The following is a 22308-nucleotide window of genomic DNA, read 5'->3' as shown; positions in this document are numbered from 1 at the left end:
TCCCCTTGTTCTTGTGGAGCTCAGTCATGCCCTCGTTTCTCGATGCGCCGGTCAGCGGCGCGTACCACCTCGTCTCCTGGATCGCCGATGTGCTCGAACCGATCGGCGGTCCGTACGCCGCGGCGCTGGCGATCGTGGCCTGCACGGTCGCCGTCCGGTTGTTGCTGCTGCCGCTCAGCCTGCGGGCGGTCCGCGGTGAGAAGTCCCGTGCGGTGCTGATGCCGCAGATCCAGGCGATCACCAAGAAGCACGCGAAGAACCCCGAGCGGGCCCAGCGGGAGATCGCGAAGCTGCAGGCCGATTCCGGCACGACGTTGCTCGCCGGGTGCTTGCCGATGGTCGCGCAGCTGCCGTTCTTCTGGGTGCTCTACAGCCTGTTCACGCGCGCGGTCGTCGGCGGCGAGCCGAACGACCTGCTCGCCGGAACGTTGTTCGGCGCCCCGATCGGCGTGCACTGGCCGGTGTTCGCGACCACACCGGCGTACGTCGGACTGGCGGTGCTGCTCGCCGTCGTCGCGTTCTTCTCGGCCCGCCGTCAGCTGGCGCGGCTGGACGAGACGGCGACGCCACTGAGCCGGAACCTGGCGAGGGTGCTGCCGTTCGGGACGTTGGTCACGGCAGCATTCATCCCGCTGGCCGCGGGGCTGTACCTGCTCACCACGACGACGTGGACGGTGGTCGAGCGGGCGATCCTGCTGCGGTGATCTGGGCGAGCTGCCGGGCCGCGGAGGTCGTGAGCCCGGCAGTGTTCCGCGCTCAGCGGCTCGGGCCGCGGTTGCCGGGGCCGCGGTCGGTCCGCTGGTTGGGCGGCCGTCCTTGGCCGGGCCGGTGGTGGTGTTCGGGGGCGGCGCCTTGGGGCGACGGCTGCGAGGTCTTCCAGATCTCCTCGACGGTGTGGGCGTCGACGGCGGCCTGGACCTTCTCGACCATTTCCTTGGCCTTCTTGACGACTATTTCCGACGGCGGCCCGGCGGCGGCCGCGCTCGGAGCCGCTCCCGCGGCGGCCGCGCCACCACCAGCGCCACCTCCACCAGCGCCGGCAACGCCCGCGGGCCCCGCTTGGAGATCGCGGTGGTCGTCGAGGCTGCGGACGCCGTCGTACCGCTGACTCTCGTCGGCACCGCGCCCGTGCCCGGGCGCGGTCGTACCGCGGGCCGGTGGCAGACCGAGCTCCATCGCGCGGCGGGTGTCCGCGATGCGCGCGGCGTCGTCCTGCTCCGGAGTGCGGTCACCAGGTTCTGCCACGGGCGTGACGATAGCCGCTGGATCAGGTCAGCTGGGCGAGCCGGGCCTCCAGGCCGTCGAGGATTCGCTCCAGACCGTAGGTGAAGACGGCGTCGGCGTCGGCGCCCCGGTCGCGCTCGGCGTACGCGGCGTACAGGGCCTTCATCCGGGGGTGGTTCTCGGCGGCACGCCGGGCGGCCGGCCAGGCCTTGGCGATCCATTCCTCGACGGTGGTGCCGGTGCGGGCCAGCTTGGTCAGGGTGGCGGCCTCGTTCGAGGCCAGTCCGAGGACGAAGCCGAGCACGGTCTTGGAGGCCTGGTCGGCCTCGATCAGCTCGAAGCCGGCGGTCTCGTACAGCGCCACCATCCGGTCGGAGACCGCCATCAGGTTCGGTCCGACGTACGTGATGCCGACGTCGGCCAGCGTCGCGGCCAGCCAGGGATGGCGCTGGATGATCCCTCGCATGCTCGTCGCGCTCGCGATCGCCGCCGGCCGCCACTGCGCGGCCTCGGTGATCTCCGGGACCTCGAGCTCGCCGTACACGTGGTCGACGACCAGTTCGAGCAGCTCTTCCTTGTTCGCGACGTGCCAGTAGACGGCGGTGGCGACCGCGCCGAGCTCGGCGCCGAGCTTGCGCATGCTCAGCGCGTCCAGCCCGTCGGCGTCCAGCAGCTTGATCGCCGCGGCGACGATCTGCTCCGGGGTCAGCGCCGACTGCTCGCGCCGCCGCCCGCGCTTCGGCCGGGTCCAGACCGACTCGAGCTCCTCCGCCACCCTCCACCTCCGCTGTAGGTCGACGCCATCGTACGCCACGAATTGAACAGCGTGCAGGACTTGACCACCGTTCAATTGTAATTGCACACTGTGCAGGCAACTTGAACACCGTTCAATTCAACTCTGCCGAAGGGCTCCCGATGACTGCCGAGCAGCCCGAGAACGCAGCCGTCAGCCACTGACCACTCGCCCGAAAGGCTCGTCACCATGAAGCTCGACCTGCACGCCGCCGAAGCGCTTCTGCGGAACAACCGCCCGAAGCTGATCGACGCCGACACGATCACCCCGCACTGGACCGATGACGGATTCGCCTACCAGGTCACCCGCGACGGCGAGGACAAGCTGTACGCCGTCGACCCGATCGCCCGCACCCGGACGGAGATCGACTCGCTGCCCGCCCAGCCCGGTACCGGCGACTTCCTCGCCGTCGCGTCGCCCGACGGCAAGCACGAGGTGATCCGCCGCGGCCCCGACCTGTGGCTGCGGACCGTGGCCGACGGCACCGAACGACCGTTGACCACCGACGGCGAGACCGACAACGACTACGGCACGAACGCGTTCTCCGTCGATGTGCTGCTCGGCAAGCTCGGCGTGCCGCACCTGCCGCCGGCCGTGGCGTGGTCGCCGGACTCGACCCGCGTCCTGACCCACCAGCTGGACCGCCGCAAGGTCCGCGAGACCCACCTGATCGACGTCCTGCCCGACGGCGACGGTGCGCCGGAGTTGCTCACCCAGCGCTACGCGTTCCCGGACGACGAGCATCTGCCGGAGCAGCGGTACGTCGTACTGGACATCGCTGATGGTTCGGCGGTGCGAGCCCAGGGCGAGCCACAGCTGGTCGGCGTCCTCTCGCCGATCACGCTCAAGTGGGCCTGGTGGTCCGACGACGCCGTCTACTTCCTCGAGCAGCCCCGCGACCAGCGCAGCCTGACGCTGAAGCGGCTGGACCCGATGACCGGCGAGGTCGCGGAGGTACTGACCGAGACCGGCGACACCCGGCTCGAGCCGAACCAGTACGGGCAGGAGGCCGCGGTCACCCGGACCGTCGGCAACGAGCTGTTCTGGTACTCGCAGCGCGACGGCCGGCCGCACCTCTACCGGTACGACCTGCGCACCGGCGAGCTGCTCGGCCAGGTGACGTCGGGGGAGTGGAACGTACGGCGGATCCTGCACGTCGACGAGGCCGAGCGTGTCGTCCACTTCCTCGCTGCGGGAATGGTTGCTGACAGCCCCTATCGCCAGACCGTCTGCCGAGTGAACCTGGACGGCACCGGCTTCGCTCGGGTTACCGACGACGAGCTGCACCACGACGTCTCGGTCGCGCCGAACGGTGAGTACTTCGTCGACACGGCGTCGACCGTCGGGCAACCGCCGGTGAGCACGGTCCGTTCCTGGACGGGTGAGCTGTTGCTCGAGCTGGAGCGGGCCGACGTCTCCCGCCTGCTCGCGACGGGATGGCAGCCGCCCGAGGAGTTCCGCGCGCTCGCGGCGGACGGTGTCACCGAGGTCTTCGGGCTGATTCACAAGCCGCACGACTTCGACCCGGCCGCGAGCTACCCGGTCCTCAACAGTCCGTACCCCGGACCGCACGTCAACCGGACGATGCCCGGCTTCGATCCCGGGCACTTCGGTCCGGACGCCGAGGCGTTCGCCGCGCTCGGGTTCGTCGTCGTGGCCGTCGAAGGGCGCGGTACGCCGGGCCGGAGCAAGCAGTTCCACGACGCGTCGTACCGGAGTCTGCACACCGCGGGCATCGTCGACCACGTCGCGGCGATCAAGCAGCTGGCCGGGACGAGGCCGTGGATGGATCTCGACCGGGTCGGCGTGTACGGGATGTCGGGCGGTGCGTTCGCGACGGTGCGCGCGATGGGCGAGTTCCCGGACTTCTTCAAGGCCGGCGTCGCCGAGTCGGGCAACCTCGACAACCGCGTCTACCTGCAGCAGTGGGGCGAGACGTACGCCGGTCCGGCCGGCGAGCAGGACTACGCGGAGGTCTCCGAGCTCGACCTGGCCGAGCGGATCGAGGGTCGGCTGCTGCTCGTGCACGGCGGGCTGGACGACAACGTGCAGCCGCACCACACGCTCCGGTTCGTCGAGCGGTTGATTGCCGCGGACAAGGACTTCGACCTGCTGATCGTGCCGCGCGGCGAGCACGTGCTGCTGGGGTACGAGCACCACGTCGTCCGGCGGCGCTGGAACCACCTGCTGCAGCACGTGGCCGGGATCACTCCGCCGGACTACCGGCTGAAGGCGACGCCCGTCGACCTGGAAGTGATCGCCAAGATGCTCGGGTGATCGACATGCGTGCCACGGGCCGTTCCGGTCCGTGGCACGCATGTCGTGACAAATCCGGGACAGTGGGTACCGTGCCGACGATCCGCCATCGATCGGAGGCAGAAAGTGACCACCGCCCCAGTGGTGAAGGCGCCGCCCGGAGCCAGCCGCACCCGGTACCTGATCCTCGCGCTCGCGTTCGTCGGGCTCTCGCTGAACTACCTCGACCGGGCCAACCTCAGCGTCGCGCTGCCGTTCATCGAGGACGACCTGGCGCTCGACCTGAGCAACGCCGAGAAGGGACTCATCCTCGGCGCCTTCTTCTGGGCGTACGACGGGATGATGCTCGCGGCCGGCTGGTTCGCCGACAAGGTCGGTTCCCGCAAGGCCTTCACCTTCGCGGCCGTCTGGTGGTCCGTGATCACCGCGCTCACACCGCTGGCCCGCGGGTTCTGGTCGCTGTTCCTGTTCCGGTTCGCGCTCGGCGCGGGCGAGGCGCCGGCGTACCCGAGCGCGACCAAGGCGTCGTCACGCTGGTTCCCGAAGCACGAGAGAGCGTTCTCCACCGCGGTCATCGACTCCGGGTCGCGGGTCGGTACGGTGATCGCGCTGCCGGTGGTGACGGCGCTGATCGCGCTGGTGAGCTGGCACTTCTCGTTCGTCGTACTGGGTGTGGTCGGGCTGCTCTGGGCCGCCGCCTGGTACTGGTACTACCGCGATCCGATGGAGCACAAGCACGCGAACGCCGAGGAGCGCGAGTACATCGCGACGCACGGCGCGCGGCTGGACGAGAACGACGACCAGGACGCCGCCGAGGTGCGCTGGCGGGACCTGTTCCGCTACCGGACCGTGCGCGGCATGATGCTCGGCTTCTTCTGCCTGAACTTCGTCATCTACTTCTTCCTGACCTGGTTCCCGTCGTACCTGAAGGACGCCCGGGGTCTCGACCTGGCCGAACTGGGCACGCTCGGCACGCTGCCCGGGATCACCGCGATCGTCGGCGCCTGGATCGCCGGCCTGGTCGCGGACCGCGTGATCCGGCGCGGCGCCGACGTGACCCGGGTCCGCAAGACGGTGATGGTCGGCGGGCTGCTGGGCGGCGCGGCGATCGTGTTCGCGGCGCCGGCGTCCTCGGTGTACGTCGCGCTGCTGTTCCTGGCGATCTCGTACGCGAGCCTGGCGATCGCGGCCACCGGGATCTGGTCGCTGCCCGGCGACGTCGCGCCGAGCTCGCGGCACGTCGCGTCGATCGGCGGCATCCAGAACTTCGCCTCGAACATCGCGGGCATCATCAGCCCGTTCCTGTTCGGCCTGCTGCTCGACCTGAACGACGGCTCGTACGGGCCCTCGTTCGCGGTCGCGGCCGGCGTCGCCGTGGTTGGCGCGCTCACCTACGCCTTCGTCGTCGGCAAGGCCGAACCGCTCCCGGCGCTCGCCACGCGGCGCCCGCAGGACGCCTGAGCCGCGCCGCCGGGCCCCCGATCCCGGCGGCGCGGCCCGGGACCTTGAACACCCACCCGGGACCGCGGACAGGAAATAGCGTGTCCGAGGTCCCGAGTTGGTGTTCAAGGTCCCGGTTCCCGAGCCGGCCGCGGGCGCAGCGTTTGCCGATCCGGCAAGATTGTTTGCCCAAGCGGCGAAGCCCGTGGACGATCGGGACCATGACGACTGAACAACTCCCCGACGAGTGGTGGAACACCTTCTACGCCGAGCGCGACCAGATCTGGAGCGGCAAGCCGAACGCCGTACTGGTCACCGAAGTCTCCGACCTGAAGCCCGGCCGGGCGCTCGACCTTGGCTGCGGCGAGGGCGCCGACGCGATCTGGCTGGCGCAGCAGGGCTGGACGGTCACGGCCGTCGACATCTCGTCGGTGGCGCTGGACCGAGCGGTCGAGCACGCGAAGGACGCCGGTGTCGCCGACAGGATCGAGTGGCAGCGCCACGAGCTGGGCAAGTCCTTCCCCGATGGCGAGTTCGACCTGGTGTCGGCGCAGTTCCTGCACTCCAAGACCGAGCTGGACCGCGACGCGATCCTGCGCAGCGCCGCCGGCGCGGTCGCGCGTGGGGGAGTGCTGCTGATCGAAGGGCACATGGGATTCCCCTCCCATGACAAGCAGGGCGAGCACGAGGCGCACAACCCGCACCCCGACGTCCACTTCCCGACGCCCGACGAGGTGGTCGAGAGCCTGGCGCTGGCCGACGGCGAGTGGGACATCCTGGTCAGCGAGGTGCACGACCGCGCGCAGGTGATGCGCGACGGCGTACCGATCACCCGGCGCGACAGCACGGTCAAGGTCCGCCGCCGCTGAGAGTGTTCCTGGCGGACGGGCACCCGCGCCCTAGTCGATCAGCGGAAGGGTGACGGTGAACGTCGCGCCGCCACCTGGCGTGTCGGTCACCGTGACCTCGCCTCGGTGCGCGGCGACGAGGGCGGCGACGATGGAGAGCCCGAGGCCGGAGCCGCCGGTGACTCTTGTCCGCGCCGAGTCCGCGCGGTAGAAGCGCTCGAACACTCGCGCCTTCTGCTCGTCGCTCAGGCCCTGCCCGGTGTCGGCGACCTCCAGTACGGCGCGCCCGTCGCGCGTTCCGACCGAGACCGTGACCGGCGCCTCGATCGGCGTGTGGTGCAGCGCGTTGCTCACCAGGTTGCCGAGGACCTGTCGCAGCCGTGCTTCGTCGCCCTGGACCACCGGGGCGCCGGAGTTCGGGAGGATGCGCAGGCTGATCGCGCGTTCCGGCTGCACCGCTTCGACGTCGTGCACGGCGTCGCCCGCGAGCGTAAGCAGGTCGACGGCCTGGTACTGCAGCGGCCGCTGCTGGTCGAGCCGGGCGAGCAGCAGCAGGTCGTCGACGAGCAGACCCATCCGCTTCGCCTCGTCCTCGATCCGCTTCATCGTGGCCGGCTCCATCGCGCCGCCGCGCTGCCGGGTCAGCTCGGCGAACCCGCGGATCGACGTCAGTGGCGTCCGCAGCTCGTGACTCGCGTCCGCGACGAACCGCCGCATCCGGTCCTCGGACTGCCGCGCGTGCTCCTCGGAGCGCCGGGCGTCCTCCTCCGACTGGCGCGCGATCTCCTCCGACTGCTTCGCGGCCTCCTCGGACCGACGGGCGGTCTCTTCCGACTGTCGGGCGAGCTCGGCCGAGCGACGTGCGGACTCCTCCGAGCGCCGGGCCGCGAACTCGCTGGCCGTGCGCTGCGCGAAGGCGGTCTCGATCTGCCCGAGCATCTGGTTCAGCGCGAGCGACAACCGCCCGACCTCGGTCCTCGGATCGCGCTGCGGAACGCGCCGGCTGAGGTCGCCGCCGGCGATCGCGACCGCGGTGTGCTCGACGTCCTCGAGCCCGCGCAAACTTCGCCGTACGACGTACGTGCCGACGCCCGCGAGCAGCACGAGCAGGATGACGCCGGCCGCGATCTGCACGCCGACGAGCTGCTCGATCGTGTGGTCCATGTCGCTGAGGCTCTGGCCGATCATCAGGTAGCCGTCGCCCGACTTCAGCGGCACGGCCAGCACCCGCCAGGTCTCACCACCGGTCTTCGCCTCGGTGTTGAACGCGTGATTGCCCTTGGCAACGACCTGGGCCAGGGTGAGCGTCGGCAGGGCGGGCTGTCCCTCGCCCTCGCGCAGCGGCTCGCGGATCGGGCCGTCCTTGGTCTCGGTCCCGTCGGGGAGAAACTCCTGGACGACGAACGCGCTCGGCAGTCGGGGCGGCCCGAGACGTCCCTCGAACGGCCGCGGCGCGGGCCGGTTGACGATCTGACGTGAGGCGTCGGCCAGCTGCGTGTCGACACGGTCGATCAGGTAGCCGCGCATGATCGTGGTCGCGACCAGCCCCGACGCCAGCAGCGCCGCGGTGACCAGCGTGAGCAGGACCAGGACGATCGTGACGCGCAGCGGGTAGCGCTCGGTCAGGCGCCGGTGGCCACGCCAGGCGGTCAGGCCGACCATCAGTTCGGGACTCTCGGCGTACGGAGGACGTAGCCTACGCCGCGGACGGTGTGCAGGAGCTTCTGGTCGCCGGTGTCGACCTTGCGGCGCAGGTACGACATGTACGACTCGACCACGCCGGCGTCACCGGCGAAGTCGTAGTTCCAGACGGCGGAGAGGATCTGGCCCTTCGACATCACCCGCTCGGCGTTCTCCAGCAGGCACCGCAGCAGCTTGAACTCGGTCAGCGACAGCTGCACCGCCTCGCCCGCCTTGAACACCTCGTAGCTGTCCTCGTTGAGCTCGAGGTCGGCGTACTTGAGGATCGCGGGCTCGGTCGCGGCCTGCTCGCGGTGCCCGGACCTGCGCAGGAGAGCGCGCACCCGCGCGACCAGCTCGTCGAGGCTGAACGGCTTGGTCACGTAGTCGTCGCCACCGGTGTGCAGGCCGAGCACCTTGTCCTCGACCGCGTCCCGGGCGGTGAGGAAGAGGACCGGGACGTGCCGGTCCTCGCCGCGCAGCCGCCGGACCACCTCGAAGCCGTCGAGCCCGGGCATCATCACGTCGAGTACGACGAGGTCGGGCTCCACCTCGCGGGCCTTCTTCAGCGCCTCGGCGCCGTGGGTCGCCGTGGTCACGTCGTACCCGGCGAACCGCAGACTCGCCGACAGCAGCTCGACGATGTTGGGCTCGTCGTCGACCACCAGAAGATGCGGGCTCATGGGTTCAGTCTGCCCCCGGCACCCGTGCGGAGGCTGGAAGCTTCCTGGCAATCGGCTGTGAGTCCGCCTGGCTCCCCGGCGTGTCGCCGGGGAGCCGCGGGACGGGTCAGCGGGGACCGCGCTTGAAGCCCCACTTGTCGCGGGCCGCGTCACGGGTGGTCCCGTCGTTGACCGTCGTGGCGGTGGCGACGTTGTTCGCGACGACCGCCGACACGGTGACCTGGTTGCCGGTCTTCACGTCGTCGATGCCGTCGCGGGCCGCGTTCACCAAGGTGTCCTCGGTCAGCGTGTACTCGCGGCTGTAGCCGTCGGCGCTCTTGACCGTGAGCTTGTCCTTGCTGACCGCGGTGACCTCACCGCGCTGGGTGGCGACGGTCTGGTAGCCGCCGCCGTCCTTCTCCACCACGAACTCGCCGTGCAACGCGCCCATCCCGAGCCCGAACTCGCCGTGCCGGCCCAACCCGCCGGGACCGCCCGGCTTGGCCGGGTCGGCGGGTGCCGAGGGCGAGGCCGACGGGTTGGTCGACGGAGACGGGGACGGGTCGGCGTTGGTGGTGGCCCAGGCGACTCCACCGGCGGCCGTGGTGACGACCACCGCCGCGACGGTGCCGACGATCCGCCACGGTTTGTCGGAGAGTTTCTCGAACGACGCCATCTGCAACTGCCTCCCGGTACGACGTACCAGGCCCTCACCTGGTACTGGTCGTCCCAGCCTGCGACGCCGACCTGAGACGAGCCTGCCGCCTGCCTGGCAAAACCCTGGCAGTCAGACCAGGAACAGGACGGCGACCAGCCAGACGGCCGCGGCGAGCGCCGTACCGACGAACTCGATCAGGATCGACAGACCGGTCGCGCGCAGCGCGTGCTTGGTCGAGGTCCACGCGGACGGGTGGGTGCCGAGGCGCTGCCGCTCGGACAGGTACACGCCGAGCGGGAACCCGACGAACATGCCGACCACCGGGATCACGAAGAACCCGACGATCCCGAGCAGCACGCCGACGAACATCGACCGTCGTGGGACGCCGGACTCGCGGAGCCGGCGCTCCGGGACGATGTACTTGACCACCTGGCTGGCACCGATCAGGACCACGGCCGCGGCCAGCACGAGCCAGCCTGTTGGGCTCTGCTCCTCCAGCGCCCAGATCAGGATCGCGGCGAGGCTGAGCAGCGCCCCGGGCAGCACCGGGACCACGATGCCGATGATGCCGACGAAGATCGCCACGCCGACCAGGAACGTCGCAACGGAGTTCACGCCCACCACTGTGCCGTAAAACGCTCGGCTTAGTGTGGACGCATGGCTGCACTCCACGAACTCGTCACCACACTCGCCGCACCCTGGGTGGTGCTCTCGCCGCGTTCCGGCCAACTCACCGGCACCGGCGCCGAAGGCGTCTACGCCCGCGACCGCCGGGTCCTGTCCCGGATGGTGGTGACCGTCGACGGGAAGGAACCGCTCGCGGTGCACGTCGACGAGCCCGGTGGTGGGGTGACCGTCTTCAGCGCTGTCGTCGAGGGGCTGGGCGACGCCGGGCACGATCCGACGGTGCGGTTGCGGCGGACGCGGACGGTCGGTGGTGATGGTCTGACGGAGCGTCTGACACTGATCAACAACGCGCACCAGACCGTCGACTGCACGTTGAAGGTTGCTCTCGGCACCGATCTCGCCGGGACCGCCGAGGTACGGAGCGAGGCTGCCGCTGACCTTCCCGCGCTGACCGCCGTGGTCGATGCCGGCGGGTTGTCCTGGGAGAAGGCCGGAACGCGGGTGAGCGCTCTCGCCGATCTCGAGCCCGTTCTCAGCGGTGACGCGTTGCAGTGGCAGCTGCAACTCAAGCCCGGTGACGAGTCGACGATCACGCTCCGGCTCAGCGCCGAGTTCCCGGCGGCGACCGGCTTCGAGATCAAGCCGCCGTCCCAGCGTCCGGCGTACGACGAGATCGCGCTCTCCTGCTCGGACACCCGGGTGGAACGCTGGCTCCGCCGCTCCCTGGACGACCTTGCCGCGCTCCAGCTCGGGGCCGAGAGCGACCGCTACCTCGGCGCCGGACCGCCCTGGTACCTGACACTCTTCGGGCGCGACTCCTTGATCTCCTCGAGCATGCTGATCCCGGTCGACCCGGAGCTTGCCGCGGGCACCTTGCGCGCGCTGGCGGCGCGGCAGGGCACCAAGGTGGACCCCGACGCGGCCGAGCAGCCCGGCAAGATCCCGCACGAACTGCGGGCCGAGGTCGCCGACCACGGCGCCGGCCTGGTCCTGCCGGCGGCGTACTACGGAACGCACGACGCGACCCAGCTCTGGATCACCACCCTGCACAAGGCGTGGCGCTGGGGCATGCCCGCCGACGAGGTGCGCGGGCTGCTGCCGAACCTGCAGCGCGCGCTCGCCTGGATGCGCGAGTACGCCGATCCTGACGGCGACGGGTTCTTCGAGTACATCGACGAGTCCGGGCACGGCTTGGCCAACCAGGGGTGGAAGGACTCCAGCGATTCGGTCCAGTGGCCTGACGGCACGATCGCCGGCGCGCCGATCGCGCTGTGCGAGGTCCAGGGGTACGCGTACGCCGCGGCGATTGCGGGTGCCGAGCTGCTGGAGGCTTTCGCGGGTGACATGAGTGGTGCCGACGAGTGGCGGGCTTGGGCGGCCGAGCTGAAGACCAGGTTCCGGGAGAAGTTCTGGGTCGACGGCTATCCGGCGATCGCGCTCGACGGCGCCAAGCGCCCGGTCGCCGGTCCGGCGTCCAACATGGGCCACCTGCTTGGCACCGGCCTGCTCGACGCTGACGAGGAAGCAACTGTCGCCGCCCTGCTCGGCGACCAGCAGCTGGACTCCGGCTTCGGGCTCCGCACGTTGACGACCGAGATGACCGGCTTCAACCCGCTCGGCTACCACACCGGCAGCGTCTGGCCGCACGACACCGCGATGGCCGTCCAGGGCCTGTACGCCGCCGGTCGCTCTGCTGTCGCGACGACGTACACGCGCGGTCTGCTGACGGCGGCCGAGTCGTTCGGCTATCGGCTACCTGAGTTGTACGGGGGAGCGGGGGCGGCCGAGGAAAGCAGCCCCACGCCGTACCCGCTGTCCTGCCGGCCGCAGGCCTGGGCTGCAGCTTCGGCGGTTGCGGTGATCGTGGCGGCGCTGGGTATCGAGCCCAACGTCCCGGCCGGCACGCTCGACATCACACCCGCAAGCGACTTCCCTTGGCAGTCCTTGCGCCTTCACGGCGTGCGAGTTGGCGAGCGAACTCTCACTGTCGAGTACACACATGGAAGTCTCACCTTGAGCTAGAGGTTCAGTGCGGTCAGGGCCGCGACGACGGAGACGGCGAGGTAGCTTCCGCCCGCCAGGTAGCGCTGGATCGTGGTGCTGCGGGGCGAGCGGAAGCGCCGGCCGATCGCGTCCGCCCCGACGGCGTAACCGAGGTCGAGCGCCAGCCCGATCACGAGGACGGCCAGACCGAGCAGCAGCATCTCCGTCCGCACCTGGCCGGGACCGGCGTCGCGTGTCGTGAACTGGGGGAGGAAGGCAAGGAAGAACAACGCCGCCTTCGGGTTCAGCAGGTTGACCAGCACGCCCGCGCGAAAGACCCGCCCCAGCGGTTCTGCCCGCAGCGACCCGAGGCCGGACGAGCTCCCCGAGGACCGCAGTGTCTTCACCCCGAGGTACGCCAAGTACGCCGCACCCGCCAGCGAGATCACCGTGAACAGCTCCGGCGAAGCGTCCAGTACGGCGACCAGCCCGAGCGCGGTGACCAGGATGTAGACCACCGACCCAGTCTCGATCGCGAACGCCGACACCACGCCCGCCCGCCGGCCCTGGGTCAGGCTGCGCAGCGAGATGTAGATGTTGTTCGGCCCCGGCATCCCGACCAGCACCACTGTCGCGCCGGCGAACCCGAGCAGCTGCCCGATCCCCATCATCGTCCTCACTCTTCAACTGGACTGCTTCCGCGACTAGCCTGTCGGCTCGACGCCCAGTCCACCCGAGCCAATCCGAGGAGAAGTGGACCGTTCCGGAGATCCCGCCGTCCTGGCCGACCTGATCGGGCGCCGGCTGACCGGCCGCACCGGCGGCCTGTACCGCCGCCTGGCTGACGCGCTGGCCGCGCTGATGGGCTCGACCGAGCTCCCGGTCGGCGCCAAGCTGCCGGCCGAGCGCCGGCTCGCCGAGGCGCTCGCGGTCAGCCGCAGCACGGTCGTCGCGGCGTACGACGAGTTGCGCGCCCGCGGACTCGTCGAGAGCCGGCGCGGCAGCGGTACGACGGTCGCCCGGTCCGCGAGCCGTGGCCGGTCGACCGCCGACAAACGGATGCCGCTCGGGTACGGCGAGTCGCTGTTCCACCGGATCACGGTCGGCCCGGGTGACGTGATCTCGATGACGTACGCCGTCGATCCCGGCATCCCCGACCTCGCCGCCGAGGTAGAGGACCTGGCCCGCACCGACCTGCCCACGCTGCTGCAGGACGTCGGCTACCACCCCCGCGGCATCGAGCCGCTGCGGGAACGGATCGCCGAGCACTTCGAGCAGTCCGGCCTGCCGACCAGCCCGGACGAGATCGTCGTCACCAGCGGCGCGCACCAGGCGATCGCGCTGGTCACGCAGATGTACCTGCGGACCGGCGCCGCGGTCGTGATCGAGCAGCCGAGCTGGCCCGGCTGTTTCGACCTGTTCGGCGCAGCGGGCGGCCGCGTGGTCGGCGTACCGCTGGACGATGCCGGGATCCGCCCCGACCTGCTGCCGGCCGCGCTCAAGAAGCACCAGCCGGCGATGCTGTTCGTGATGCCGACGTTCCACAATCCGACCGGCCGGCTGATGTCACCGGCCCGCCGTCGCCAGGTCGCGGAAATCGCCGGGAGGTACGGCGTGGTGGTGGTCGAGGACAACGCCTATTCCGCCGGCGATCCGGCCGGACCGGAAATTCCTCCGCCGCTGGCCGCGTTCGCGCCAGGTCATGCGGAAGTGCTCACGATCGGGTCGGTGTCGAAAGCGGTCTGGGGCGGATTACGCATCGGCTGGATCCGTGCGCCGCGGCCGTTGGCCGACCGGCTCGCGCGCCACAAGGCGCTGGCCGATCTCGGCAGTCCGGTGATCGACCAGGCCCTCACGGCGCGATTGTTGCCGCGACTCGCTGAGGTGACGGCCGAACGGGCGCGGCTGGCCACCGGACGCCGCGCGCACATCGGCGAACTGCTGCGCGATCGGCTGCCCGAGTGGGAGTGGGAGGAGCCGGCCGGGGGATCGGCGTTGTGGGTGCGCTTGCCGGACACGGACGCGCGGGTGTTCGCGCAGATCGCGCTGCGGCACGGCGTCGAGGTCGTTGCGGGGCACGCGATGGATCCGACCGGTGACCACGACAACTATCTGCGGCTGCCGTTCGCGTACGCGCCGGAAGTGCTGATCGACGCAGTGAATCGGCTGGCGGGCGCTTGGCAGGAGTTCCGCCGGCACGGGCCGGAGCCCGGCGTACCGATGGTGTGACCAAGGCAACAGCCGACCGTCGCCGAACAGGACTGATGGCGGCCACCCTGTCCGGGTGACCGCCATCGCTAAGTTCGTTGGGGGTCTGCGCCGTCGTTGGCGCCTACGAGGCCTGGGGTTACCGCTCCTCTTCCACGGCCGCGACCGGGGTGGCGTCCAGCCGACCGGTCTCGTCGTGGATGGTGATAGCGATGTCGCGCAGCTTCTCCGAGTGCTCCCGGCCGTGGTGGGCGCAGAACAGAAGCTCCCCACCGCTGGTCAGGGTGACACGGACGTAGGCCTGCGCGCCGCAGCGGTCACAACGGTCCGCAGCCGACAGGGTCGAACTCGGGGCGAGTGCTGTAGTCACTTGAGGCCTCATCTCATCTAGTTCCGTACTCACCAGATAGCAACATCCTGACATGCGGATCGCTTCCCGGTAGGTGCAGCGTGTCCGAATGTGAGACGAACCACCTGTTCCCTTATGACGCATATTGACGGGGAATCGTTTCGGATTCGGTCGATCTGTTGTTTCCGGCGGGTGTCGGGCGTGTCCTCTTTCACTGTGCGCCACGGGATGCTCACTGCGCGTTCACATCCGGAGTGTCGGAATTTCCCAGTGATCGAGTCCGGATCGATATCTTCCGAAACAACTGTTCTGGCTGGATTCCCTGTCGATGCTGTTGTTGCTCACGTTGTGCTGGATCGGTACCCCGCCATGATGCCGGGCAACCCAAATCGGCCACGGCCACCTCCTGCCGGGTTTTGGGGGTGGGGCCTCGTAGGCTGTCACTCGTACGGCGGCCGAGTCGTCGTACGGATGTCTGCTTGTGAACCAGTGAAGGAGCCCTGTGGCCGCCCCGACGCCTCGCAGTACCGAGCTCGACCCGACGTACAACGCCCGCAACCTGCTCGTGCTCGAGGGGCTGGAGGCGGTCCGGAAGCGCCCGGGCATGTACATCGGCTCGACCGACAGCCGCGGCCTGATGCACTGCCTGTGGGAGATCATCGACAACGCCGTCGACGAGGCCCTGGCCGGTCACGGCGACCGGATCGACGTGATCCTGCACCAGGACGGTTCGGTCGAGGTGCGCGACAAGGCCCGCGGCATCCCGGTCGACATCGAGCCGAAGACCAAGCTGAGCGGCGTCGAGGTGGTCTTCACCAAGCTGCACGCCGGCGGCAAGTTCGGCGGCGGCTCGTACAACGCCTCCGGTGGTCTGCACGGCGTCGGCGCCTCGGTCGTGAACGCGCTGTCCGCGCGCCTGGACGTCGAGGTGGACCGTGGTGGCACGGTCTGGACCACGTCGTTCCGGCGCGGGGTGGCCGGCGAGTTCGACGGCGACGGCGCTTCGGCGCCCTTCACCCCGGCGGTCGGTCTGCGCAAGGCCGGCCGCGCGAAGAAGGGTGTCACCGGGACCCGGATCCGGTACTGGGCCGACCGTCAGGTCTTCACCAAGGACGCGACGTTCAACTACGACGAGCTGGTCACCCGGGCGCGGCAGACGTCGTTCCTGGTCCCCGGCCTGGAGCTGGTGATCCGCGACGAGCGCGGTGACGAGCCGACCGAGGAGTCGTTCAAGCACGACGGCGGGATCTCGGAGTTCTGCGAGTTCCTGGCCACCGACCAGCCGGTCACCGAGGTCGTCCGGCTGACCGGGACCGGCCACTTCACCGAGACCGTGCCGATGCTCGACGACGCCGGGCACATGACCCCGACCGACGTCGAGCGCGACCTGGACGTCGACATCGCGGTCCGCTGGGGCGACGGGTACGAGACCGAGGTCCGCTCGTTCGTGAACATCGTCTCCACGCCCAAGGGCGGCACGCACGTGGCCGGCTTCGAGCGGGCGCTGTCGAAGGCGTTCACCGGCGTCCTGACCGGGACGCGGCTGCTGAAGAGCGGCGAGGAGATCATCAAGGACGACGTGCTCGAGGGACTCACCTCCGTGGTCACGGTCCGGCTGGCCGAGCCGCAGTTCGACGGCCAGACCAAGGAGGTGCTCGGTACGCCGGCCGCGTCGCGGATCGTCGCGAAGGTGGTCCAGACCGAGCTGGAGACGTTCCTCACCTCGACCAAGGGCACGGCGAAGGCCCAGGCGCGCGCCGTACTGGAGAAGGTCGTCGCCGCGTCCCGCACGCGCGTGGCGGCCCGCCAGCACCGCGAGCTGCAGCGCCGCAAGACCGCGCTGGAGTCGTCGGCGCTGCCCGCGAAGCTGGCCGACTGCCGCAGCAACGACGTGGACCGCTCCGAGCTGTTCATCGTCGAGGGTGACTCGGCGCTCGGTACGGCGAAGCTCGCCCGCAGCTCGGAGTTCCAGGCGCTGCTGCCGATCCGGGGCAAGATCCTGAACGTGCAGAAGGCGTCGGTCGGCGACATGCTGAAGAACGCCGAGTGCGCGTCGATCATCCAGGTCGTCGGCGCCGGCTCCGGCCGCACGTTCGACCTGGAGCAGGCGCGCTACGGCAAGATCATCTTCATGGCCGACGCCGACTCCGACGGCGCCCACATCCGCTGCCTGCTCGCCACGCTGTTCTTCCGCTACATGCGCCCGCTGGTCGACGCCGGCCGCGTCTACACCGCCGTACCGCCGCTGCACCGCTTCGAGTTGACCAACCCGAAGAAGGGGCAGGACAAGTACCTGTACACCTACAGCGACGCCGAGTACCAGCGGAAGTCGGCCGAACTGATGAAGAAGGGCGTCCGCTGGAAAGAGCCCCCGCAGCGCTACAAGGGTCTCGGTGAGATGGACGCCGACCAGCTGGCCGAAACCACCATGGACCCCCGCCACCGCACCCTCCGCCGCATCACCGTCGACGACGGCGAAGCCGCCGCGAACGTCTTCGATTTGCTGATGGGCAACGACGTGGCGCCGCGCAAGGAGTTCATCGTGCAGGGCGCGTACGAGCTGGACGAGACCCGCATCGACGCCTGAGCCGCAGTACGCCGACCCCCGCAACCTGAGAAGGCTGCGGGGGTCGCTGCTGTTCAGGGCGAAAGAGCGTGGGCGGGTAATTGGGCTGAGGTTGGTGTGGGGTGGGTGCGAGGATCGGGGGATGGAGCAACCGGGTTTGCGGACGGGGCGGCTGGAGCTGGTGCCGTTGGGGGATGAGCATCTGGAGTTCGAGGTGCTGCTGGATTCCGATCCTGAGGTGATGCGGTACCTGGGTGGGCGGGCGCGGCCTCGGGAGGAAGTCGTGGCGGCGCACGGGAGGCGGCTCGAGGATGCTCGGAGGAATCCGGGGTTGGGGTTCTGGGTGGGGTTCGACGAGGACGGGTTCGTGGGGTGGTGGATCTTGCGGCCGCCGTACGGGCCGGATCAGCCGGAGGTGGAGGGGGAGGCTGAGCTCGGGTACCGGCTGCTGCGGGGGCGGTGGGGGCGCGGGTATGCGAGTGAGGGGTCGCGGGAGCTGCTGCGGTACGGGTTCGACGAGGTGGGGCTGGAGCGGATCTTCGCGCAGACACTGACGGTGAACGTCGGGTCGCGGGCGACGATGGTGTCGCTGGGGATGACCTTTGCCAGGGCGTTCTCGTCGTCGCACGAGGAGCCGGGGGCTGAGTACGGCGAGGTCGAGTACGAGGTCCGCCGGGCGGACTGGGTGAAGCGGCAGTCTCACGCTGACGCGTCGACCGGCGAGGCGCGGGAGCGGCAGCCCCGGTTGGTGGCGTTCGATCTGGACAACACCTTGATCGACCGCAACGGCGCGTTTCGGGCGTGGGCTGAATGGTGGGTGGAGAAGGAAGGGCTGGGCGCGGACGCGCTGAGCTGGTTGCTGGCGGAGGACGAGGGTGGGTTCAAGCCGCGTGAAGAGCTCTTCGCTGGGGTGAAGGCCTTCGGGGTCGAGCGTTCTGTGCGGGAGTTGGTCGAAGAGTACGACCGGGAGCATCCGCTGTTCACGTCGGTCGAGCCGGAGGTGCTCGACGGGATTGCTCGGCTACGCGCAGCCGGCTGGCGGGTTGCTGTCATCACCAACGGTACGGTCGTCCAGCAGCAGCTGAAGCTCGACCACACCGGCATCGGCGCGGCGGTCGACTACGCGTGCATCTCGGAGAGCGCCGGCGTACGCAAGCCCGACCGTCGCATCTTCGCGCTCGCCGCCGAGCAGACCGGCGCCCGCCTCGAAGGCGGCTGGATGGTCGGCGACCACCCGGCGTACGACATCCTCGGCGGCATCAACGCCGGGATGCGCACGATCCAGGTCGGCCACCACCACGACGGCCCGAAGGCCGACCACCACCTGGACTCGGTGATGGCCGCCTTCGACGTGATCCTCAGCTGAGGGCCCGGCGCAGTACGGCGTGGGCGCCGCGGACGATGGCGTCGCGGTTGGCTTCGTACGTCGGGTCGGTGATCTCGGTCGTGTTGGCGAGGTCGAACTGGAGGACCGGGACGTGCAGGTGGCCGGCCGGCATCAGGGGGTCGAGGAGGTCGCGCTGGAGGGTGTTGCGGTAGGCGACCTCGTTCGACAAGTAGCCGCCGCCGGCGCCTTCGGACGCGATCGAGCCGGGGGTCGGGCCGAGGGGCTGGCGGACCGGGAGGGTCTGGCCGGCGGGGATCTCGAGGACCGAGGTGTTGACCCGGGTGCGGAACGGCGTGACGTCGGCCTGCGCCATCCGGGCGGTCGGGAGGCTGGTGGTCAGCCACTCGGGGCCGGCAGGCATGCTCGGTGAGACGACGGGCGCGTTGATCGTGCCGCCGCCCCAGAGATTGTTGTTGTCGCCGATCGAGCTGACCGAACGGCGGCGGCCGTTGAAGACCTCGAGGTCGAAGATGCCGACCCGGCCCTGGCTCGCGGTCATCACCAGGTCCGCGTGCTGCGGTCCGCGGCGGTAGTGCGGGGCGAGCGCGTCTTCGACCATGTTCTGGTCGAAGTCGGTGTAGCGGACCGGGAACACGACGGTCTGGATCTCGTACGTCGTACTGCCGACGCGCCAGCGCTGCCCGTCCAGGGAGAGCGCGTTCGCGCCGGACGGGTTGCCGATCCGGATGTCCGCGTCGAGCGTGAACGGGTCGAACCCGGTCACCAGGATCTTCCGCACGCCGGGGGAGAACCGGGTGCTCGTGATGCCGCGGGACGCGTACTCCAGGCTGCGGATCAGCTCGGCGCGGTCCGCCGTACTGAGTCCGAACGACGGCTGCCACTGGCGCAGCGCGAGGGCCATCGAGATGCGGGCCCAGTAGAGGCCGCGGTCGTCGGTGGCGGGGAGAGCCGGCGCGGTCTGCGCGTGCTGGGCGCGGTGCGTCGCCGTACGCCAGAGTGCTTCGGCCTGGGCGCGGACGACGAGGCGGGCGGCCAGCTTGTTGGGGGCGGCGCAGAGGAGGTGGCTGAAGAGCTTCACCTGCTTGTCGAAGCCCGAGCGGGCCAGGATCTGCGCGGGGACCGACGGGCCGTTGGCGACGCCGTTGTCGAGGCGCTGCTCCTCGACCGTGCCGGTGACGGCGGCGTCGAAGCAGGAGGCGTGCTGGTCGAGCGGCTGGCTGGGCCGGGCGACCGCGATCGCGGGAGGTGCGGGCGTCGCGGTCAGGACGGTGCTGAGCGCCAGGGCGCCGACCACCAGGGATCGGGAAAGAGAGCTTGGGCGGAGTCTCATAAGGAGTTCCTATCAGGTTCTGGCGGCACCGGCCGGACTTCGTGGGCTGTCGTGGGTATTGCAGACAGTATGCAATGCGTTACTTTCGGAAGGCGGGGTCGCCCAGCTCCGCCGCCCGTGAGGAGAACCCCTGTGAGCAATCCGCCTCCGCCATCTCGTCGCCGCTTCCTGTCCAACGCGTTCGGAGCCACTGTTGGCGCCGGATTGGGGGTGGTCGTGCTGAGCTCATGCCAGGACACTGGTACGCCGTCGGCCGCTGGCGCGACCGGCCCGTCGACTCAGCCGGCCGCGGTCGAACCGCCTGTCACCACTGGTGATCAGGCGCTGCGGCGGTTGTTGGAGGGGAACGCGCGGTTTGTTGCCAACCGCACCGAAGCGATCGACGAGGGGCTGGACCGGAGAGTTGCCGTGAGCAAGGGTCAGCAGCCGTTCGCGACGGTGATCGGGTGTGTGGACTCGCGGGTCCCGATCGAGCTGGTCTTCGACCGGGGGCTCGGTGATCTGGTCGTCGTACGGAGTGCTGGCGAGGCGCTGGACCACTCGGTGACCGGGAGCCTGGAGTTCGGGGTCGCGGAGTTGAAGACGCCGCTGCTGATGGTGCTCGGGCATCAGCGCTGCGGCGCGATCGACGCGACGATCAAGGCAGTGGACAGCCATCGCACCGGCAACCACGCGGGCGAGATCGGCTATCTGGTCGACACGCTGTCCCCGGCCGTCCGGCAGGTCGCCGGAAAGCCGGGGGACAGGTTGGAGAACGCCGTCCAGGCCAACGTCCAGCACGTCCTCACCGAACTGCGGAAGTCCCCGGTCCTCGGCCCACTGGAGAAGTCCGGCAAGGTGAAGCTGGTCGGCGCCTACTACGCACTGGACACCGGCAAGGTCGTCGTGATCTAGACGATCTGGGTCAGGAGGCCGGTGTCGACGTCGTACATGAAGCCGCCGACCAGGACGTCTTCGCCGATCAGGGGGTGCTCGCGGACGGCGGCTACGTCGTGGCGGAGCGCCTCGAGCTGGTCGGGGATGACGTTGAGGGTGAGGTAGGCCGCGGGGAGGCCGGAGGCCTTCTCGACCTTCTCGCGCATCTGGTCCTCGGTCATCGACGCCATCGCGCAGCGGGTGTGCGGGATGACCATGATGCGGCGGACGCCGAGCAGGTGGACGCCGAGGACGAGGCCGGTCATCGTCAGTTCGGTGACGCGGCCGCCGGCGCTGCGCAGGACCTTGGCGTCGCCGGGCTTGAGGCCGAGCAGTTCCAGCGGCGGGATGCGGGAGTCCATGCAGGTGACGACGCCGACGCCGGCGTGTGCGATGCCGTCGAAGCCGCCGTACGAGAAGTTCTTGGCATAGTCGGCGTTGGCCGCGAGCAGGTCCTCGAAGCCGGGGACCGGCCCCTCGGCGCTCATCGGGTACCACCCGGAACTACGGTGCCGGCACGCAGGATCGACATGGCGAAAGGCTCCTTTCCACAGGATTCCGGGCGGGGAGGGTCGGCGGGTTCGCTGGTCACCTGGACCTGCCAGGTCCGGCCGTCGGTGTGGGCGACGGTGACGGTGTCCAGCTCTTCCGCGACGACGCCGAGCGCGTCCAGGACAACCTCGCCAGTGAGGCTGCGGACGGCGATCTCGGCGACTTGGCCGCGCTTGGTCCAGGTGGACCGTCCGCGCAGCGTTTCCACAACGGTTTCACCGCGGTCCGCGGCGTCGAGCACGGCGACCGCGGACTCCACGGTCAGTTGGCCGTGCAACGTCCCCGCCGGCAGCACGGCCGCCGTCGGGGAAAATCGGTGTCCACTCAGGTGCGACGACTCCCACACCCGGCCCGGTACCCGTGCGGCCAGCCCGGCCACCAGCGGCCGGCCCAGCACCGCGCAGCACTCGTCGCGCTTGCCGTTCGTGCAGACCAGCAACACGGGCTCAGCTATCGGCGACAGTTCGGGCAGCGACGCCCGTACGGCGTCGGCATCGCCGCGGGCAACAGCGTCCAGATCGAGCGCATCAAGCGCCAACGGATCGTCGACGCGACCGCCGAGCAGCCAGCACCGGCCAGGCGCCGTGCTGGCGACGTACACCTGGTGCGGGAGCGGTACGGCGTCGGCGTGCTTGCCCGGCCGGCGGATCGTGCCGAACCGCAAGTTCGCCTTCTTGCACGACTTGTCGATCCGCGCCCCGAACTCGGGGTCCAGGTGACTCTGCGTGGCGACCTTGGCACCCCACGGGCCGGGCTGTTCGACGACGACCCACCCGGCGGCCACAACGGCCGTGCCGGGCATCGGCTCGTTCAGGTCCCGGCAGAACGTCGAGCACAGCTCGGGCCGGCCGGGTAAGGGTGCACTCACA

The 22308-nt window shown here is 69.9% G+C and carries 20 protein-coding genes; 9 read left to right on the top strand and 11 right to left on the bottom strand.

What is annotated here, in order from left to right:
• Positions 1 to 26 precede the first annotated feature (26 nt).
• Complete coding sequence (locus ABD235_RS09030; RefSeq protein WP_344171934.1) at positions 27 to 704, top strand: YidC/Oxa1 family membrane protein insertase; 678 nt, start codon at positions 27 to 29, stop codon at positions 702 to 704.
• A gap of 52 nt (positions 705 to 756) precedes the next feature.
• Here ABD235_RS09030 and ABD235_RS09025 read toward each other — a convergent pair whose 3' ends face one another.
• Positions 757 to 1245 carry a hypothetical protein gene (locus ABD235_RS09025; protein ID WP_344171932.1) on the bottom strand — a complete coding sequence of 163 codons (489 nt, stop codon included), beginning with the start codon at positions 1243 to 1245 and terminating at the stop codon, positions 757 to 759.
• Positions 1246 to 1267: 22 nt separating this feature from the next.
• The gene (locus ABD235_RS09020) at positions 1268 to 1999 is read right to left on the bottom strand and encodes a TetR/AcrR family transcriptional regulator (RefSeq protein WP_344171930.1); all 732 of its coding nucleotides are present in this window, start codon (positions 1997 to 1999) and stop codon (positions 1268 to 1270) included.
• Positions 2000 to 2206: 207 nt separating this feature from the next.
• Here ABD235_RS09020 and ABD235_RS09015 point away from each other — a divergent pair, with 207 nt between their 5' ends.
• The 3 genes from ABD235_RS09015 to ABD235_RS09005 all read left to right on the top strand — a co-directional run bounded on the left by ABD235_RS09015 (position 2207) and on the right by ABD235_RS09005 (position 6582).
• Positions 2207 to 4294 carry a S9 family peptidase gene (locus tag ABD235_RS09015; RefSeq protein ID WP_344171928.1) on the top strand — a complete coding sequence of 696 codons (2088 nt, stop codon included), beginning with the start codon at positions 2207 to 2209 and terminating at the stop codon, positions 4292 to 4294.
• A gap of 105 nt (positions 4295 to 4399) precedes the next feature.
• Complete coding sequence (locus ABD235_RS09010; protein ID WP_344171926.1) at positions 4400 to 5734, top strand: MFS transporter; 1335 nt, start codon at positions 4400 to 4402, stop codon at positions 5732 to 5734.
• 200 nt (positions 5735 to 5934) lie between these two features.
• Positions 5935 to 6582 (top strand): SAM-dependent methyltransferase, encoded by a 648-nt coding sequence (locus ABD235_RS09005; protein ID WP_344171924.1) that lies wholly within the window; start codon positions 5935 to 5937, stop codon positions 6580 to 6582.
• A gap of 30 nt (positions 6583 to 6612) precedes the next feature.
• Here ABD235_RS09005 and ABD235_RS09000 read toward each other — a convergent pair whose 3' ends face one another.
• The 4 genes from ABD235_RS09000 to ABD235_RS08985 all read right to left on the bottom strand — a co-directional run bounded on the left by ABD235_RS09000 (position 6613) and on the right by ABD235_RS08985 (position 10176).
• The gene (locus ABD235_RS09000; protein WP_344171922.1) at positions 6613 to 8223 is read right to left on the bottom strand and encodes a sensor histidine kinase; all 1611 of its coding nucleotides are present in this window, start codon (positions 8221 to 8223) and stop codon (positions 6613 to 6615) included.
• Positions 8223 to 8924: a response regulator transcription factor gene (locus ABD235_RS08995; RefSeq protein WP_344171920.1), complete on the bottom strand. Its 702-nt coding sequence runs from the start codon at positions 8922 to 8924 to the stop codon at positions 8223 to 8225. The genes ABD235_RS09000 and ABD235_RS08995 overlap by 1 nt, the downstream gene beginning before the upstream one ends.
• A gap of 106 nt (positions 8925 to 9030) precedes the next feature.
• Positions 9031 to 9579 carry a hypothetical protein gene (locus ABD235_RS08990; RefSeq protein WP_344171918.1) on the bottom strand — a complete coding sequence of 183 codons (549 nt, stop codon included), beginning with the start codon at positions 9577 to 9579 and terminating at the stop codon, positions 9031 to 9033.
• A 111-nt stretch (positions 9580 to 9690) separates the two neighbouring features.
• The gene (locus ABD235_RS08985; RefSeq protein WP_344171916.1) at positions 9691 to 10176 is read right to left on the bottom strand and encodes a DUF456 domain-containing protein; all 486 of its coding nucleotides are present in this window, start codon (positions 10174 to 10176) and stop codon (positions 9691 to 9693) included.
• A 42-nt stretch (positions 10177 to 10218) separates the two neighbouring features.
• On the opposite strand from ABD235_RS08985, the gene ABD235_RS08980 reads away from it, so the two are divergent.
• The gene (locus tag ABD235_RS08980; RefSeq protein WP_344171914.1) at positions 10219 to 12210 is read left to right on the top strand and encodes an amylo-alpha-1,6-glucosidase; all 1992 of its coding nucleotides are present in this window, start codon (positions 10219 to 10221) and stop codon (positions 12208 to 12210) included.
• On the opposite strand, the gene ABD235_RS08975 is transcribed toward ABD235_RS08980, so the two are convergent.
• Positions 12207 to 12842 (bottom strand): LysE family translocator, encoded by a 636-nt coding sequence (locus ABD235_RS08975; RefSeq protein WP_344173695.1) that lies wholly within the window; start codon positions 12840 to 12842, stop codon positions 12207 to 12209. The two genes, ABD235_RS08980 and ABD235_RS08975, sit on opposite strands and share 4 nt — an antisense overlap.
• An 82-nt stretch (positions 12843 to 12924) precedes the next feature.
• Between ABD235_RS08975 and ABD235_RS08970 the strand changes: the two genes are divergently transcribed.
• Entirely contained in the window at positions 12925 to 14400 is a 1476-nt protein-coding gene (locus ABD235_RS08970) for an aminotransferase-like domain-containing protein (protein ID WP_344171912.1), read from the top strand.
• Positions 14401 to 14518: 118 nt separating this feature from the next.
• Here the strand turns inward: ABD235_RS08970 and ABD235_RS08965 are convergent, their stop codons facing one another.
• Positions 14519 to 14761 carry a DUF7455 domain-containing protein gene (locus ABD235_RS08965; protein ID WP_344171910.1) on the bottom strand — a complete coding sequence of 81 codons (243 nt, stop codon included), beginning with the start codon at positions 14759 to 14761 and terminating at the stop codon, positions 14519 to 14521.
• Positions 14762 to 15230: 469 nt separating this feature from the next.
• Between ABD235_RS08965 and ABD235_RS08960 the strand changes: the two genes are divergently transcribed.
• Together ABD235_RS08960 and ABD235_RS08955 are read left to right on the top strand one after the other, a co-directional pair.
• On the top strand, positions 15231 to 17315 hold the full coding sequence (locus ABD235_RS08960; protein ID WP_344171908.1) for a DNA gyrase/topoisomerase IV subunit B: 2085 nt from the start codon (positions 15231 to 15233) through the stop codon (positions 17313 to 17315).
• A gap of 121 nt (positions 17316 to 17436) precedes the next feature.
• Positions 17437 to 18660 carry a GNAT family N-acetyltransferase gene (locus ABD235_RS08955; protein ID WP_344171906.1) on the top strand — a complete coding sequence of 408 codons (1224 nt, stop codon included), beginning with the start codon at positions 17437 to 17439 and terminating at the stop codon, positions 18658 to 18660.
• On the opposite strand, the gene ABD235_RS08950 is transcribed toward ABD235_RS08955, so the two are convergent.
• Entirely contained in the window at positions 18653 to 19972 is a 1320-nt protein-coding gene (locus tag ABD235_RS08950; RefSeq protein WP_344171904.1) for a pyroglutamyl-peptidase I, read from the bottom strand. The genes ABD235_RS08955 and ABD235_RS08950 overlap by 8 nt on opposite strands.
• Positions 19973 to 20104: 132 nt before the next feature.
• Here ABD235_RS08950 and ABD235_RS08945 point away from each other — a divergent pair, with 132 nt between their 5' ends.
• The gene (locus ABD235_RS08945) at positions 20105 to 20866 is read left to right on the top strand and encodes a carbonic anhydrase (protein WP_344171902.1); all 762 of its coding nucleotides are present in this window, start codon (positions 20105 to 20107) and stop codon (positions 20864 to 20866) included.
• Here the strand turns inward: ABD235_RS08945 and ABD235_RS08940 are convergent.
• Both ABD235_RS08940 and ABD235_RS08935 read right to left on the bottom strand, forming a co-directional pair.
• On the bottom strand, positions 20863 to 21375 hold the full coding sequence (locus ABD235_RS08940; RefSeq protein ID WP_344171900.1) for a beta-class carbonic anhydrase: 513 nt from the start codon (positions 21373 to 21375) through the stop codon (positions 20863 to 20865). The genes ABD235_RS08945 and ABD235_RS08940 overlap by 4 nt on opposite strands.
• Positions 21372 to 22307: a ferredoxin family protein gene (locus ABD235_RS08935; RefSeq protein WP_344171898.1), complete on the bottom strand. Its 936-nt coding sequence runs from the start codon at positions 22305 to 22307 to the stop codon at positions 21372 to 21374. The genes ABD235_RS08940 and ABD235_RS08935 overlap by 4 nt, the downstream gene beginning before the upstream one ends.
• Between the last annotated feature and the right edge of the window lies 1 nt (position 22308).

Origin of the sequence: Kribbella lupini (assembly GCF_039529595.1) — a bacterium.
Taxonomy (GTDB): Bacteria; Actinomycetota; Actinomycetes; order Propionibacteriales; family Kribbellaceae; genus Kribbella; species Kribbella lupini.
The sequence above is the reverse complement of the archived record's forward strand: the minus strand, read 5'-3'. Positions and strand labels throughout refer to the sequence as shown.